Origin of the sequence: Effusibacillus consociatus (assembly GCF_042652925.1) — a bacterium.
Classification (GTDB): Bacteria; Bacillota; Bacilli; order Tumebacillales; family Effusibacillaceae; genus Effusibacillus; species Effusibacillus consociatus.
The window spans coordinates 131,996-146,884 of the sequence record NZ_JBHSHC010000112.1 but is presented as its reverse complement, the minus strand read 5'-3'; the positions used below and the strand labels follow the sequence as shown (position 1 = coordinate 146,884).

At 47.2% G+C, this 14,889-nt stretch carries 18 protein-coding genes; all 18 read right to left on the bottom strand.

What is annotated here, in order from left to right:
• Positions 1-9 precede the first annotated feature (9 nt).
• The gene (locus tag ACFO8Q_RS15650; RefSeq protein WP_380026753.1) at positions 10-888 is read right to left on the bottom strand and encodes a MinD/ParA family protein; all 879 of its coding nucleotides are present in this window, start codon (positions 886-888) and stop codon (positions 10-12) included.
• A complete protein-coding gene (gene flhF, locus ACFO8Q_RS15645; RefSeq protein WP_380027028.1) occupies positions 881-2,065 on the bottom strand; it encodes a flagellar biosynthesis protein FlhF in 1,185 nt (394 codons plus the stop codon). Before flhF ends, ACFO8Q_RS15650 begins: the two co-directional genes overlap by 8 nt.
• On the bottom strand, positions 2,065-4,104 hold the full coding sequence (flhA, locus tag ACFO8Q_RS15640) for a flagellar biosynthesis protein FlhA (protein ID WP_380026752.1): 2,040 nt from the start codon (positions 4,102-4,104) through the stop codon (positions 2,065-2,067). Before flhA ends, flhF begins: the two co-directional genes overlap by 1 nt.
• A 19-nt stretch (positions 4,105-4,123) precedes the next feature.
• Positions 4,124-5,200, bottom strand: coding sequence for a flagellar biosynthesis protein FlhB (gene flhB / locus ACFO8Q_RS15635; protein WP_380026751.1), 1,077 nt, complete (start codon positions 5,198-5,200; stop codon positions 4,124-4,126).
• A complete protein-coding gene (gene fliR, locus ACFO8Q_RS15630) occupies positions 5,197-5,988 on the bottom strand; it encodes a flagellar biosynthetic protein FliR (protein WP_380026750.1) in 792 nt (263 codons plus the stop codon). The genes flhB and fliR overlap by 4 nt, the downstream gene beginning before the upstream one ends.
• 12 nt (positions 5,989-6,000) lie before the next feature.
• Positions 6,001-6,270 (bottom strand): flagellar biosynthesis protein FliQ, encoded by a 270-nt coding sequence (gene fliQ, locus ACFO8Q_RS15625; protein ID WP_380026749.1) that lies wholly within the window; start codon positions 6,268-6,270, stop codon positions 6,001-6,003.
• Between the two features lie 65 nt (positions 6,271-6,335).
• Positions 6,336-7,091, bottom strand: coding sequence for a flagellar type III secretion system pore protein FliP (fliP, locus tag ACFO8Q_RS15620; protein WP_380026748.1), 756 nt, complete (start codon positions 7,089-7,091; stop codon positions 6,336-6,338).
• Positions 7,084-7,638: a flagellar biosynthetic protein FliO gene (locus ACFO8Q_RS15615; RefSeq protein WP_380026746.1), complete on the bottom strand. Its 555-nt coding sequence runs from the start codon at positions 7,636-7,638 to the stop codon at positions 7,084-7,086. Before ACFO8Q_RS15615 ends, fliP begins: the two co-directional genes overlap by 8 nt.
• Positions 7,639-7,671: 33 nt before the next feature.
• Positions 7,672-8,034 (bottom strand): response regulator, encoded by a 363-nt coding sequence (locus tag ACFO8Q_RS15610; protein ID WP_380026745.1) that lies wholly within the window; start codon positions 8,032-8,034, stop codon positions 7,672-7,674.
• Between the two features lie 21 nt (positions 8,035-8,055).
• Positions 8,056-9,252, bottom strand: a complete 1,197-nt coding sequence (fliY, locus tag ACFO8Q_RS15605; protein WP_380026743.1) for a flagellar motor switch phosphatase FliY — start codon at positions 9,250-9,252, stop codon at positions 8,056-8,058.
• A complete protein-coding gene (gene fliM / locus ACFO8Q_RS15600; protein WP_380026742.1) occupies positions 9,242-10,240 on the bottom strand; it encodes a flagellar motor switch protein FliM in 999 nt (332 codons plus the stop codon). Before fliM ends, fliY begins: the two co-directional genes overlap by 11 nt.
• 35 nt (positions 10,241-10,275) lie before the next feature.
• Positions 10,276-10,716 (bottom strand): flagellar basal body-associated FliL family protein, encoded by a 441-nt coding sequence (locus ACFO8Q_RS15595; protein WP_380026740.1) that lies wholly within the window; start codon positions 10,714-10,716, stop codon positions 10,276-10,278.
• Between the two features lie 5 nt (positions 10,717-10,721).
• The gene (locus tag ACFO8Q_RS15590; protein ID WP_380026739.1) at positions 10,722-10,934 is read right to left on the bottom strand and encodes a flagellar FlbD family protein; all 213 of its coding nucleotides are present in this window, start codon (positions 10,932-10,934) and stop codon (positions 10,722-10,724) included.
• Positions 10,935-11,022: 88 nt separating this feature from the next.
• On the bottom strand, positions 11,023-11,814 hold the full coding sequence (flgG, locus tag ACFO8Q_RS15585; protein WP_380026738.1) for a flagellar basal body rod protein FlgG: 792 nt from the start codon (positions 11,812-11,814) through the stop codon (positions 11,023-11,025).
• A 95-nt stretch (positions 11,815-11,909) separates the two neighbouring features.
• Positions 11,910-12,296, bottom strand: a complete 387-nt coding sequence (locus ACFO8Q_RS15580) for a TIGR02530 family flagellar biosynthesis protein (RefSeq protein ID WP_380026736.1) — start codon at positions 12,294-12,296, stop codon at positions 11,910-11,912.
• Between the two features lie 16 nt (positions 12,297-12,312).
• The gene (locus ACFO8Q_RS15575; protein ID WP_380026735.1) at positions 12,313-12,723 is read right to left on the bottom strand and encodes a flagellar hook capping FlgD N-terminal domain-containing protein; all 411 of its coding nucleotides are present in this window, start codon (positions 12,721-12,723) and stop codon (positions 12,313-12,315) included.
• An 11-nt stretch (positions 12,724-12,734) separates the two neighbouring features.
• Positions 12,735-14,033: a flagellar hook-length control protein FliK gene (locus ACFO8Q_RS15570; protein WP_380026733.1), complete on the bottom strand. Its 1,299-nt coding sequence runs from the start codon at positions 14,031-14,033 to the stop codon at positions 12,735-12,737.
• Positions 14,034-14,091: 58 nt separating this feature from the next.
• The gene (locus tag ACFO8Q_RS15565; RefSeq protein ID WP_380026732.1) at positions 14,092-14,856 is read right to left on the bottom strand and encodes a hypothetical protein; all 765 of its coding nucleotides are present in this window, start codon (positions 14,854-14,856) and stop codon (positions 14,092-14,094) included.
• Positions 14,857-14,889 lie beyond the last annotated feature (33 nt).

The following is a 14,889-nucleotide window of genomic DNA, read 5'->3' as shown; positions in this document are numbered from 1 at the left end:
TCACAATCCCTAGTTGCGAAAAATCTGCGTCATTCGCGAGAGAAAAGATCTGATTCCCGACTCCGGAGTTGGAGACGGATTCGCAATCTTTACTTGTTTTTTGACCAACTGTTCGATACAGTAAGTGGCTGGACTCTGAGGATATCGGATATAGAACGGAATCTGCTCTTTGACGGCCTTTGATACCAGCGGATCGTCGAGCAAATACCCGAGTATTGCAAGGTCAAGGTTCAGAAACTTCTTTGCTACGAGCACAAGTTTGTCGGCCGCCTGTTTTCCCTCAGTTATGGAGGAGGCGCGGTTTATCACCAGTTGGATGTTGGAATTGGCACTTCGTATTGCGACCAATTTGATTAACGCGTAAGCATCGGTGATTGCAGTAGGTTCCGGTGTACTCACAACAATCACCTCATCGGACGAAAGGATAAAGCGCAGAGTTCCTTCATTGAGTCCCGCTCCCGTATCAATGATCAGATATTCGGCAAAGCCATGGAGTTCTTCCAATTGGGAAATCAAATAATTTAATTGCTCCTCTTTGAGACTCAGCAGATCTTGAAGACCCGAGCCCCCGGCAATAAAATGAATGCCAAGCGGACCGAATTCCATTATGTCCCATATGGTGGCTCGTCTCTGAACCAGGTCTGCCAGAGTTCGCCGAGAAGACTTCCCCATCAGTACGTCAATATTGGCAAATCCTACATCCGCATCAAGCACCACCACTTTTTTGCCGGAAGCACTCAAACCTAGTGCAAAGTTCAAGGAGAAATTGGATTTCCCCACTCCTCCCTTTCCGCTGGTAATTGTCAAGACCCGGGTTTGCGTTTGTGATTGTGATTCGTTTTTAGCTGAAGGTACCATTTGGCGAAGCCGCTCTGCCTGATCATACATACTGTTTCTCCCCCACTACCAGTCTGGCAATCCGTTCAGGAGTAGCCACCTCGATGTCGTCCGGTACGTTTTGGCCGGTGGTCAGATAGGCAAGTGGCTTTTTAAAACGGTGTGTCAGGTTATAGATCGCACCATAACTTGTGGTTTCATCCAGCTTGGTAAAAATAAATTTATCGATGGCAACCCCTTCAAAATTCGCTACGATATGCTCCAAATCGGTAGATTTCGTTGTCAGGGACAGAACCAGACAAGTCTCGTCCGGTCTGGATGCCTGGAGAAATTGATTCAGGTGCTCCACAAAAACCAGATCTCCGTAATTACGGCCTGCGGTATCAATGAGAATCAGGTCCCGGTCCTTCATTTTCTCAATCGCCTGTTCGACCTCTTCTGTCGTAAAAACAACCTCAACCGGAATCTGCAAAATGTTGGCATATGTCTTGAGTTGTTCCACTGCTGCAATTCTGTACGTATCAGCCGTAATGAGCCCGACTCTTCGTCTGTTTTTCAACAATTCCTCTGCCGCGACCTTTGCAATCGTTGTGGTTTTTCCTACACCTGTCGGTCCTACGAAAGCTACAATCCTCGAATCGGATGCCAGAGGCGAAGGAAGCAATATGTCATTTATTTCCTTGCTTATTAAATCCGTCAGTAGATGGCGAAATTCCTGTTCGTTCAGCAAATGAATTTCCTCATTTTCTTTCACCATGTTCAGAATTAACCGCTCGGCAAATTCAGGAGACACATCGTTAGCTACCAGTTCCGAGCGAATTTTCTGGATGGGTGCCGGAAGAATTTCTGAGCTTTGATGCAGGAATTTCGCCAGAATTCCTCGAAGTTCCTGGACCTCCTTTAACACCTGAGCGTCCGAATTTTGATGAACGCCGGGTTCCGGCTGTTTGATGTGGTTCCGTTCATTTTGTGGACCCGGTTCACTGGAATTCACCGTGTTGGAAGGCTGGACAAGCGGCTGTTTTCCTTCTTTCTTTTTCTCAGCAATTTGCGGCTCCTTATCGTTAACGGCAGCCACAACCTCCAGCTGAGTGACACTAAACAATCCGAACAATCCTCTCTGTTTAATTTTCTTTGAACTGAGGATTACCGCATCATGTCCAAGATCTTGTCTGATCTTTGTTAACGCTTCCGGCATGTCTTTCACTACATACCTTTTGACAATCATCAAATGTTCACCGTCCCTCCGCTTTTAACCTCGATCGCCGGATCCAATTCGTTATAGGACAGAACCGGTAAATCGGGCAGAACTCTTTCCACGAGTCTTCTCATATGCATCCGAATATTCGGGGATGTAAGTACTACTGGAGGATTTCCGGTTGCTGTAACATATTGAATTTGTTCATTCAATGATTGGTAAATTTTTTGCGAGACCATCGGATCCAACACCAGATAAGAACCTTGTTCGGAATGCTGGATATGATCCAAAATCATCTTTTCAACTGCTGGCGACAGTGTGACCACGGTTAGTGGTTGTCCGGGAGTCCGGTATTGGTGGGTAATCTGTCTTGCCAGAGCAGCTCTTACATATTCGGTCAACAGGTCATGATCTTTGGTGTAAGATGACGCATCTGCCATGGTTTCAAGAATCGTTACCAAATCACGCACAGAAATCTTTTCTCGCAGCAGGTTGGACAATACTTTTTGGATATCTCCGATTGAATACACCGCAGGAACAACTTCTTCTACCAAAGCCGGATAGTTGTTTCGGAGAGAATCAATCAGTTGTTTGGTTTCCTGTCTTCCCAGCAACTCGTACGCATGTCTCTTCAAAATCTCGGTTAAATGGGTTGCCACAACGGAAGGAGGATCCACTACCGTATAGCCGGAGATTTCAGCCACTTCCCGCATGTCCTCCGTTATCCATAACGCCGGCAATCCAAAGGCCGGTTCTTTGGTTTGAATCCCGACGACATTCGGATCATCGATTCCGGGGCTCATGGCCAAGTAGTGATCCAACATCAATTCGCCTTTGGCAATTTCACTCCCCTTGATTTTGATGACATATTCATTGGGTCGAAGCTGAATGTTGTCGCGAATTCGAATCACGGGAACCACAATTCCAAGCTCCAAAGCGATTTGTCTGCGGATCATGATGACCCGATCCAGCAAGTCCCCGCCTTGATTCGTATCCGCGAGTGGAATCAAAGCATAACCGAATTCAAATTCAATCGGGTCAATATGGGTTAAATTCACTACGCTTTCAGGACTTCGGACTTCAGCTTGTTCCTCCTCAGCCACTTGTTCCTGAATTTTGATTTCTTCAACTGCCCGGGTCTGCTGAATTCGATATCCTCCAAATGCGACCAACGCGGCAATCGGAAGCGTGGTCAGCGGGCCAATCGGAGTAAATAACCCTAACAGAATCATCATGCCGGCCACAATATAAAGCATTCGCGGGTAAGCGAGTATTTGCCTCATCACATCTTGGCTTAAATTGCTGTCGGAGGCGGCTCTGGTCACGACAAGACCTGTCGCAGTGGAGATCAGCAGCGCGGGAATCTGGGACACCAAACCGTCACCTACTGACAGCAGCGTATATTGCTGCATCACTTCAGCAACACCCAGTCCTTTGTTGTTCATGGTCATTCCAATGATAAAACCGCCAATTATATTGATAATCACGATAATGATGGAAGCAATCGCGTCTCCTTTTACAAACTTGCTCGCACCATCCATTGCCCCGTAGAAATCCGCTTCCCGTTCGATCGTTTGACGGCGTTCGCGAGCCTCTTTTTCAGTAATAAGACCGGAGTTCAAATCCGCATCAATGCTGATCTGCTTCCCCGGCATCGCGTCCAGTGTGAAGCGAGCGGCAACTTCTGCCACACGCTCCGCCCCCTTTGTAATTACAATGAATTGGATAATGACAAGAATCAAAAACACGATAAAACCGACTACGGCGTTTCCGCCAACCACAAAGTCACCAAATGTATGTATAACCTTACCCGCTTGGCCTTGACTCAAAATCAGACGGGTGGAAGACACATTCAGCCCAAGCCGAAACAAAGTGGTAATCAGCAGCAAGGCAGGGAAAATGGAAAATTGCAGCGGTTCTTTCGTATTCATAGCCACTAAGAGAATCGTCAGGGAAACACTCAGGTTGACAATCAGCAGAAAATCAAGCAGCCAGGTAGGCAGCGGAATTACCAACATGACAACGATCCCCAGGATTCCAAAGATCACTCCAAGATCAGATATCCTCATCAGCCAATTACCTCCCTTCCTACACTTTCCGTTTTAGTCTGTACACATAGGCTAATACTTCTGCCACGGCCTGGAACAATTCCTGCGGAATCGTGTCCCCGATCTCGGCTGTCTTATATAACGTTTGCGCCAACGGCTTATTCTCCACTAATACAACGTTATTTTCTCGGGCAATCCGCCTTATTCGCTGGGCTATCTCGTCGACCCCTTTTGCCACAACGATCGGTGCATCCATTTTGTCTCCGGCATATTGAATCGCAATCGCATAGTGGGTGGGGTTGGTAATTACCACATCCGCCTTCGGCACGTCCTGCATCATTCGCCGCATTGCCATCGCTCTTTGCCGTTCTTTGATCTTTCCTTTGATGGTGGGGTTCCCTTCTGTCTTTTTGAATTCTTCTTTCACTTCTTCCTTGCTCATGCGCAGGCTGCGTTCATGATCATACTTTTGGTAGAAGTAATCAAAGATCGCAAGAGCCAAAAGGAGCAAGGCACACTTCCAGAAGATCGCAAAGGTGATTTCCCCGACAACCTGTAAAATCCCGGCAGCTTCCATGCGGGTCAGATTGGAGAAACGAACAAGTTCCCCCATGATGGAGTCATACGCGATATATCCGACAAGCCCCACTTTTAGAAGGGATTTCAGCAGTTCTATCAATGTCCGCTGAGAAAATATTCGTTTCAGCCCTTCGATCGGATTCAACTTTTCCCACTTTGGTGTGATGGGCTCGACCGTAAAGATTCCGCCGACTTGCAGGTAAACGGCAAAAAACCCCACCACAAGCACCACACCGAGAACAGGAAGCACAAATAGGGCGGTTACGAGCAGAACATCCCAGAACAATCGGGTAGTATTGGCCTCCGTAAGAAAAAACGACAGGTTGGTTGTAAAACTGTGTTTCAGGTATCCCAGCAAATTCTCTATATAAAACCCGCCCATCAGTTTGATGAGAAGGATCGTACCCAATAAGATCAGAGCTGAAGGCAGCTCAACGCTTCTCGGAATCTGGCCTTTTGTACGGGCCTCCTGCATCTTTCGGGGCGTCGGCTTTTCCGTTTTCTCTCCGGCAAATTGTTGGAGATTCCACTGGATCATACCCTTCCCCCCAGCAGTTCCAAGAGAGAGTCGACTTGTCGGAACATCAGGTGAAACATGTCTTGCAGGAAATAAACAAACACGGACATAACCAAAATCATCATAAAGAGTCCAAACAAAATTTTAACCGGCATCCCCACAACAAAAATGTTCATTTGAGGCACGGTTCTTGCCATGATCGCGAATCCCACATCAGTGATAAACAGGGCCGCTACCACAGGCATACTGATCTTCAAAGCTATCAGGAACATCGTCGAAAATGCTTTGAAGAAAAATTCCAGAAGCCCGTCTGAAAACACAAAAGCTCCAAGCTTCAAATACTCAAAACTTTGGATAATTGCGCTTATTAGGCCAAAATGGCCATCCATACCCAGAAACAAAAGAATCGCCAATAAATTTTTGAAGCTTCCCATGATGGGAACATGAAATCCGGTTTGAGGGTCAATGACGTTGACGATCGAGAATCCGATTTGGATATCAATAAATTGCCCCGCAACTTGTACGGCCGAGAAAATTAATACGCACGCGTACCCAATCACAACTCCAACCAGTGCTTCTTTCAGAATCCCTGCCATCACCAGACCCGGGTTCTGCAATAAATCACCCGTAAGCTGGTTTCCCGGCAACGAGGAGAAAGCCACTAGACTTACGAAAAATGCAAGACCGATTTTGAAGTGAGCCGGTATCCCTCGCATTCCAAAAATCGGAGCGATGAAAAACATGCTGCTAACGCGAGTAAAAACGAGCAGAAACAATTCGATCTGCATATTGAGGATTCCGAAACTCACAGCTACCTCCGCCTATCGTACAAATTGCATTAAATTCCCCATGATTCCGTTGGTGAAATCAAGTATAACGGTTAACATCCAAGGTCCGAACACGGCAAGTGCGACAATAACAGCCAGTATTTTTGGAATAAAAGCCAAGGACTGCTCCTGTACTTGCGTTGTTGCCTGCAAAATACTGACAAGCAAACCGACAACCAGCCCCAAAATCAGAACCGGGGCGGAAATCTTGAGAGTTACCCAAAGCGCTTGCTGACCCAGTTGAATGACAAAATCGGATCCCACTCTATCACCCCTCCTTAGCCCGACCCGTACTCAGGAACCTTGGCGCGACTTGTGCTCTGTTACGGCTACTGGTAGCCTTGGAGCAGCGATTTTACAATCAGATACCAACCATCTACCATGACGAATAATAAGATTTTAAAAGGAAGTGAGATCATTACCGGCGGAAGCATCATCATCCCCATTGACATAAGAGTCGTAGAAACCACCAAGTCAATGATCAGGAAAGGAATAAAAATCATGAATCCAATCTGAAAGGCGGTTTTCAGCTCACTGATTGCATAAGCCGGCACCAACGTCGATAACGGGATTTCCTCAACCGATTTTGGAATCGGGCTTTTCCGATATTCAATAAACAGCATGAGATCCTTTTCACGCGTTTGTTTCGCCATAAAATGTTTAAATGGTATCGCCGCTTGTTCAAACGCTTGGGATTGCGTCACTTGACCGGCCAAGTAAGGCTGTAAAGCCTTTTCATTCACCTGTGTCAGGGTAGGGGTCATTACAAACAATGTCATGAAAAGAGCCAATCCAATCAGCACTTGGTTCGGCGGCATCTGTTGAATGGAAAGAGCGTTCCGAACAAAAGAGAGAACCACGATGATTCGGGTGAAACAGGTCATCAGAATTAAAATAGCGGGTGCAAGCGACAAAACGGTCAAAAGCAGTATAATTTGCAGACTTGCAGCTATACTTTGCGGATCGTCCGAGGTGGTAAAATCGAGGTTTATTCCCGGTATTCCAATCCCCTCGGCAAACACCGTACCCGTATGCATCCACAATCCCACACCAACAAAAAGCAGGCACCAAATGTTTTTATTCATTTTCATCAGAGTCCCATTTCCGAATCTTTTTTCGCTGATCTTTCATCTGTTGGAGTTTCGATTGCAAAGTTTCGTAAAACGGAAGAGATTCCGTGTCTTCTTCCACTTCCGACTTTTTTTGAATCGGCAGCCATTTCGGAAGCCACGCGGGAAGATCCGGACTGCCCACCACTGCGGACTGATTTTTCAGGCGTTCGACCAACTCCTGATCCTTTATCACTTCCAATAACGTTACCTCTTCCCCAACTCCAACAACATACACTCGATCCTCCAGTGAAACCATGTGGATGGTCCGATTTGAGGTCAACGGGTGAACGGAAATTGTACGCATCATTGGATACACCCGGCCCGGGTTGGTTTTTACAGCCAAAAACTTGATCAGCAAGAAAATAACTGCTGCAAGCAAGCCCAGCACCAGAATCATTTCGACAATTCCCAAAAACAGGGACCATCCATTACCGTCACCGCCTACAGGAGGAGATTGTATCCCGCCTCCTTGTCCATTGCCCCGTTCGATCATTTTTGAAACATTATCATCAAGTGCCAAACTGCGGACCCTCCCGTTCCCCTCTAAACGTTCCTACCCGATTACCTTATGAATCGCCTCTAATACACGATCCGCTTGGAACGGTTTCACAATAAAATCCTTTGCACCCGCCTGAATTGCATCAATTACCATTGCTTGCTGGCCCATGGCGGAACACATAATCACTTTTGCGTTCGGGTCAAACTGTCGAATTTCTTTCAAAGCACCCAGACCATCCAATTCCGGCATCGTGATGTCGAGCGTTACAAGATCCGGGCTCAATTCCTTATACTTCGCGACAGCTTCTCTCCCGTCTTGGGCTTCTCCAACGACTTCGTATCCGTTTTTCGTAAGAATTTCTTTAATCATCATGCGCATAAATGCGGCATCGTCCACAATCAGAATTTTTTTTGCCATCGTAATATCCCCCTAAATTTTTTATTGAAGTTTGGTGATTCGTTCTGCGGGAGTAATTATATCCGTTACACGAACTCCAAAATTCTCATCAATAACGACTACTTCACCTTTGGCAATCAACTTGTTATTGACTAAAATATCCACCGGTTCCCCCGCCAGCTTGTCCAATTCAAGAATGGAACCCGGTCCCAGTTCGAGAATCTCCCGGATCTGCTTACGCGTTCTGCCAAGTTCTACTGTGACTTGCAGCGGGATATCCAACAATAGATTTAAATTTCCCTTGCTGATAACAGAGGGATCGACTGCATCGAAAGCGGCAAACTGGGCTGGCTGAACATTTACAGTGGGAACTGAGACATTGCCCATTGGCGGCACTCCGTACCCATTCACTGGAGGATAACCCATCGGCGCTCCAACTGCAGGGTTTGGAGCTGGTACAGCGGGAGCTTGAGGAATGGGAGCCGCCGCTTGTTCGCTCGAAGATGCAGGTTCAGGTACTGGCGGTGCAGCATTTGCAGCAGGTGCAGGTGCTGTGTCCTCTTCGCTCTTTCCGGTCAATTTGGCTAACATTGTTTTTGCGAATTTGATGGGAACCAGATGCATGATCGTCGAATCTATTAAATCGCCAACCAGAAGGCGGAAAGAGATTTTGACAAGCACATCATCCATGGGAAACAAGGCGTTGGCATGCTGCTCGTCGAAAGTCAGAATGTCTACTTTTGGGGGCGTTATATTGACCATCATGCTAAAAATGGTAGACATCGACGTCGCTGCAGATCCCATCATCTGGTTCATCGCCTCAGCAACTGCACTCATATGCAGTTCATTCAGTTCCCCTACATCCACTTTTCCATCGCCGCCAAGCATCAGATCGGCGATAATCTGAGCATCTTTCGTGCGAATGGCAAGAACATTGGAACCGACAAATCCGTCAGTGTAATCGACTTTGATTACCACATGCGGAATCGGCAGATCGTTTTCCAGTTCATCACGGCGAACAACGGAAACGCTTGGGGTCGTAATTTCAACCTTCTGGCGAAGCAATGTGGACAGAGCCGTTGCAGCAGTTCCAAAGGAAATATTTCCAATCTCCCCAAGCGCATCACGCTCGAATTCTGTTAATTCCACCGATGGGGGTGCAGTGTCGGCCTCTCCAATGCCGCTTTGGCGAAGCAATGCATCAATTTCTTCTTGTGATAGGAAGTCCTTACCTGTCATCTTCCACCACCCCTTCCTCAAGAACTTCAGTGACCTGTACGGCAATTTTTCCCCGGCTTGTTCCCGGTTGACCGAGATATTTACGGTTGCTGCCGACTTTGATTTCAACCTTCTGGTTAATGTCGTTATCAAGCTTGATTACATCACCAACAGCCAGCTGTAAGAATTCCCCGATGCTGATGGTCGAAGACCCTAATTCAACCGAAATCGGGAGATAAGCTCGCTTTAAGGAGCTTTGAATGGCTTCCAGATCCTTGGAATTGTCACGCGGCTTTTTCATATTCATCCAATAGTGAGCGGACAGCTTCGGCATGATCGGTTCCAGCACGACGTGCGGCATACAGACGTTGATCATTCCTGTCGTCTCACCAATCTTCGAAGAGAGGGATACAACCGCAACTGTTTCATTTGGTGATACCAATTGCATAAATTGCGGATTAACTTCCAGCATGTCCAGTTCCGGAATGATATCCGCAACCCCCTTCCAAGCCTCTCCAAAATACTCCAGCGATCTGCCGAACATCCGTACCATAACCGTAGTTTCAATCTCTGTCAAATTCCTGACTTCGTCCTGCCCAACCCCTTGCCCGCCAAGCAGTCGATCCAGCATCGCATAGGCTATATTGGGATTGACTTCCATCACGAACTTGCCATCCAGAGGTTGCACTCCAAAAACATTTAGAATTGTAACTTTCGGGATTGACCGGATAAACTCTTCATATGGCAGCTGTTCAACCGAAATGACCTGAATGTGAACATAAGTACGCAGTTGGGCAGAGAAATAAGTCGTTAACAGACGAGAAAAATTTTCAAAGATTCTGGTTAAACTGCGGATTTGATCCTTGGAAAAGCGCATTGCCCGTTTAAAATCGTAATTTTTGATCTTACGCTCCGTATCGTCTTTCCGAATCTCCTCGGCAGACAGTTCACCGGACGATAACGCAGACAGCAGGGCATCGATCTCACTTTGGGATAATACTTCCGCCATACAGAGTCACCCCCTTGCCTCTTTCATGTCATTGCTTATTGGACGACAATCTCGGTGATATACACATCGACGACTTTACCCTTTTGAAGATGTTTATTGATTCCTTCTTTAATGCGATCCCTTATTTGTTGATATCCCTTGTCGTTCTGAATGTCCACATGTGTTGTTGAGTGAAGGATTTGATTAATGGTGTCTTTTGCTTGCACCTTTAGAAATCCTAATTCTTCTACTGTTTTCGTTGAATCGGCTTGCAGCGAAATTCCGATTTGAATCAGGCTGGAACCGGATAAATTGGTGGTAATTTTGTCGACCACAAACTGACTCTTCGCCAGTTCTTCTGTAGATACAACTTTTGGTTTGGCCGCGGCTTCCGAGGACTTTCCGATGTATTGAAAGCCTACAATCGCTACGACTCCCAGCATTGCGATTGATATGATGATAATTAATGCAAAATTAAAGAGTTTATTTTGAAACAATTCTCTCACCCCGCGTTTTGGCGCACTTGCAAGCCGATAAGCCCAATTGATTTGTAATACTCGGTGATTAGCCGGACCACTTCATCCACAGGCTCTTTGACCACAATCTTTTTGTTGGTAACCAACGTGATCACCGTATCGGGAGTTCCTTCCACCATTTCTATCAAGGTTGCGTTAAGAGTAAGCTCGGTACCGTTGAAACGGGTAACCTTGATCATGATAATTCCTCCTTAGAGGCCTGCTTCGCCTGTCCGTATTCTATTTCCCCGCCAAGGCAGTCGTCACTTTGGCGGGGTTCGTTCAGGTTTAACGTTTCAGGTTTACAACTTCCTGCAGGATTTCATCGGATGTGGTGATAATCCTGGAGTTTGCTTGGAAACCGCGTTGAGCTACGATCATTTCCGTAAATTCATTTGTGAGTTCGACGTTGGACATCTCCAGAACACCCACCATCAACAATCCCCGGCCTTCAATTCCCGGATTCCCGACTAAGGGCTCCCCCGAGTTCGGGCTTTGCACATATAAGTTGTCTCCCGCTTTAAGCAAACCGCCCGGATTGATAAACGCAGCAGTTTGGATTGTGGCAAGAAGCTGCGAAGCACCGGTTTCATCGATATAACTTACGCCGCCTTTGTTATCAATTGTGAAGGACTGTGCATTCTCAGGAATGACAATATCGCCCGCATCAGATTGAACCCGCATTCCATTTGGCGCTACCAGAGTACGATTCCCATCCAATTTGAAATTGCCTGCACGGGTATAGTAAGTTTGGTCATCCTTCATTAAAACGAAAAACCCTTCTCCGTCAACCATCAGGTCTGTCGGTACGTTGGTGGTTTGCGCACTCCCTTGTGTATGGATGGTGTCAATCGATGAAATCGAACTTCCCAATCCGATCTGTTTGGGGTTGATTCCGCCAAGACTTCCGTCTACAGGAGCTGCTGCACCGCCCACTGTCTGGCTGAGAATATCTTTGAACATCACACGGCCCGCTTTAAATCCAGACGTATTTACATTTGCAATATTGTTTCCGATCACGTCCAATTTTGTTTGAAAACCGCGCATACCGGAAATACCGGAATACATCGAACGAAGCATTCAGATTTCGCCTCCCAAGAATCTCTGTTTGTTTTTCGAGTGAAAACGCGTCTGTCATTCGGCGTTTCCGAGAACCTCCAACAGGTGGGCCGGTTCTATAAAATCATTGCACTATCAATATTTGTAAACACATTGTCCTTCATCGACTGTTGATCAAAAGCGGTGATAATGGTGCGGTTTGGGACGTTCACAACGAACGCTGTATTTTTAAACAAAATGAGTGATTCCTTGCCGCCCTTTGCGGCGACTTGGTTAATCGCTAGTCCGATCCGCTGCAGATCCACATCGTTCAGCCGAATATTCCTTTTCTCCAGACGCTGTTTCGCATGGTTTGATACCACTATATGGGATGGTTTAAGCTGCTTGTCGAGTTCCGCTTGAAATGCGCCCGGTTCACCTGCTGATGGAGGATTCGTCTTTCTTGGGGCAGAACCGGTCACAGGTAGCGGACCGCGGACTCCAAACAGCCAGTCTTGATTCATCTCGCTTCACCTCACTTCACTTCACCATTTTGATAATATCCGCGAGATCCACCAATTGATCGTCCACTCTCAACTGCATCACGCCGTTCACCATTTCAGCACCGGTGACTTTCCCTTGTACATCCCCGCCGTCAGATTTCTTATAGGTCACATTTGCCCCGACTAAATTAAAGGCGATCCCCAGAGAGTTGATCTTTTGGAGCTTCTCCAATCCGTGGGCCGTATTCGTCATCTGTTCCAAAGCGCTGAATTGAGCCATCTGAGTAATAAACTCACGATCCTGCATCGGAGACATCGGATCTTGGTACTTCAGTTGTGTCAGTAAAATCTTTAGAAACTCGTCTTTTCCAAGTTGCTTGGAAACTGCCGATTTATTGTCGGCGGAGCTATTCGTGCTGCCGACTCCATTCGTTCCGCTTACAGCCATCCGATCACCCCCTACGCGATAGCTTCGAATTCACCATTTGCCATCCTAAGATTTTCTTGATCCATAAATTCATCAAGTGTGAAATCTGATTCGGGTTGATGTTGTTTCTGCTGATTCCGGGTGTGGGTATCCCGCTGTTGTTGTTGTCCGTCAAACATTCCCTGTTCCGAGACGGAAGATCCAGTGAAAGAGGAAGGAACCACTTCAACTCGGTTTACCTGGACACCTTGTGATTCGAGCTGCAGTTTCAACGCACCAATACCGGAATCCAATAAAGCTCGCGCATATTGGGAATCAGCCGAAATCTGGAGTGCTACGTGTCCCCCTTCCCCTTGGATCCGAACCTGAATTTCTCCCAGTCCTTCAGGAACCAAAGTCATTCGCATTTCACTCATGCCCCCGCGTTCAATCAAAGAAGCATGTTTGATCAGCGCAGCAGGAAAATCGGATTGAAACTGATCAGGCCGAATCTGAAGATAAACGGTCCGTGCCCCTTCAGCAGATCCTTGATTCGCTCCCCCGATTGTTGGCGAAACCATTGGACTCGCCATCGAGCCGGGCCCCACAGCAGATGGTTGTTGTGCTGAATGTTCGAGAATTGGGGTTGGCGCCTTAGTTTCGTTGATCCCTTGGGTAGCCGCTTGCTCTTCAAAGACACCGGAACCGACCGGTTTTTCGATTTGAGCAGGCCCCTCCGAAATTGCAGCCAATTCCGGTCGAATTTGTGATCCTTGTATAAATAACAAGGCGTCGGATTTGCGATAGCCCTTCGGTTCAACGGAGAAAGTCAAAGCACCTGATGAGACAGAGATTGAAGCCTTAGGATCTTGTTGGCTGACTGATTCAATCAGTTCCAGCAAAGCCCCCCCGGATGGAATCCCTTGTTTGGCGGCAGATTCTTTCACAGTCTTCAATGCCTCCTGCAGAGTTAAATCGGCTTTCTGGAAAAGTTCCATAATGGCTTTGCCAAGCTGCTCTTTGATGGCTTGAGGATTCCCGGAACCTGTCTGGCGGAAAGTCTGCACCCCGACTGCCGAAGCGGAGGAACCATTCAGCAACAGATGCGTTGGATACGGATACGGATTCAGTCCCAGCATAGCTATCAATTCCGCCATTTGTTCCCCGTTGATTCCGGCAAGCAGTTCAAGCAGTTCATTCCATCCGGTATTGCCGCTTTCGCCAGAGAGTTCCCCTTTTACCAACTTTTGAAACAAGCCGGTCATTTCGCTTGAAGCGGGCTGGCTTGCCGGGTTGTTCAAAGGGACGGCACCGGAGGTCTGATTTACAAGGATATTTCCTGTCGTATTCATCGTTCTCACCTCCCTTCATAAAAGCTGGTTTGTTAAGGCAGTCTGCCTCAACTTTGTGTTAGGCACGTTCGGCCGCTTTGACGGGATCCATTTTTTCCAGGATGGCCGCTTTTGCCTCCACGTTCATTCCGTTCAGAATCATCCTTGCCTGCTGGGCGGTCATCTCCGAAAGAATCTTGGCTGCTTTATCAGGAGACATCAGACTGTAGACACTTGGTGTTGTTTTGTAATGGTCTTGAGCAGATTTTTGGTCGTTTGGATTCCCTGCGTTCGATTCGATCAAGGCGGCATATTTCGGATCCATTTTTTCCAGAACAGAAGCCTTGACATCAGTGGTCATTCTGCCGATTATTGCCCTTGCTTCCACCAGGGGGAGCGAAGCCAAAATTCCGGCCGCGTTTTTAGGAGACATTTCGGAGTACACCTTGGCTTGTGTCTTCCAATATTCATCCGCCGCCTGCCGATCACTTTCCTGCTTGTCGGCCTGCTCATTTTTTTGCTTTAGTTGTGCGACCTGTTGTTCTTTTTGAGCCAGATCCTGCGCATACTGTTCGCTGGTTTGTTTCGCTTGCTCAAGGTCTTTTTTGACCTGATCCAGTTCTGCAGTAAGTTTCCGCACCTCGGAACGCTCCTGCTTGGTTTTTTCATCGGGTGGCACTATCGAACTGATGACAGGAGTCTGGCGGGCGACAGACAGCAATTTGCCGGTCACGTTATAACCCATGAACTGGAGAACCAGCCCCAAGATTAAACTGGTAAACAGCAACGGAAGGATAATAATATAAAACAACCATTCCATCTTTCCGTATGCTCTTTCTTCCATCCTGCACCTCTCCTCTCGGATCGGGATCCCTCA

Excerpts from the sequence above, each read along its gene's own strand:
- ACFO8Q_RS15580 (WP_380026736.1), bottom strand. The coding sequence starts at position 12,296 with ATGAATCAAGACTGGCTGTTTGGAGTCCGCGGTCCGCTACCTGTGACC.
- flhF (WP_380027028.1), bottom strand. The coding sequence starts at position 2,065 with ATGATTGTCAAAAGGTATGTAGTGAAAGACATGCCGGAAGCGTTAACA.
- flgG (WP_380026738.1), bottom strand. The coding sequence starts at position 11,814 with ATGCTTCGTTCGATGTATTCCGGTATTTCCGGTATGCGCGGTTTTCAA.
- ACFO8Q_RS15590 (WP_380026739.1), bottom strand. The coding sequence starts at position 10,934 with ATGATCAAGGTTACCCGTTTCAACGGTACCGAGCTTACTCTTAACGCA.
- flhA (WP_380026752.1), bottom strand. The coding sequence starts at position 4,104 with ATGAGGATATCTGATCTTGGAGTGATCTTTGGAATCCTGGGGATCGTT.
- ACFO8Q_RS15610 (WP_380026745.1), bottom strand. The coding sequence starts at position 8,034 with ATGGCAAAAAAAATTCTGATTGTGGACGATGCCGCATTTATGCGCATG.
- ACFO8Q_RS15650 (WP_380026753.1), bottom strand. The coding sequence starts at position 888 with ATGTATGATCAGGCAGAGCGGCTTCGCCAAATGGTACCTTCAGCTAAA.
- fliP (WP_380026748.1), bottom strand. The coding sequence starts at position 7,091 with ATGAATAAAAACATTTGGTGCCTGCTTTTTGTTGGTGTGGGATTGTGG.
- fliM (WP_380026742.1), bottom strand. The coding sequence starts at position 10,240 with ATGGCGGAAGTATTATCCCAAAGTGAGATCGATGCCCTGCTGTCTGCG.
- ACFO8Q_RS15570 (WP_380026733.1), bottom strand. The coding sequence starts at position 14,033 with ATGAATACGACAGGAAATATCCTTGTAAATCAGACCTCCGGTGCCGTC.
- ACFO8Q_RS15575 (WP_380026735.1), bottom strand. The coding sequence starts at position 12,723 with ATGGCTGTAAGCGGAACGAATGGAGTCGGCAGCACGAATAGCTCCGCC.
- flhB (WP_380026751.1), bottom strand. The coding sequence starts at position 5,200 with ATGATCCAGTGGAATCTCCAACAATTTGCCGGAGAGAAAACGGAAAAG.
- ACFO8Q_RS15565 (WP_380026732.1), bottom strand. The coding sequence starts at position 14,856 with ATGGAAGAAAGAGCATACGGAAAGATGGAATGGTTGTTTTATATTATT.
- fliY (WP_380026743.1), bottom strand. The coding sequence starts at position 9,252 with ATGACAGGTAAGGACTTCCTATCACAAGAAGAAATTGATGCATTGCTT.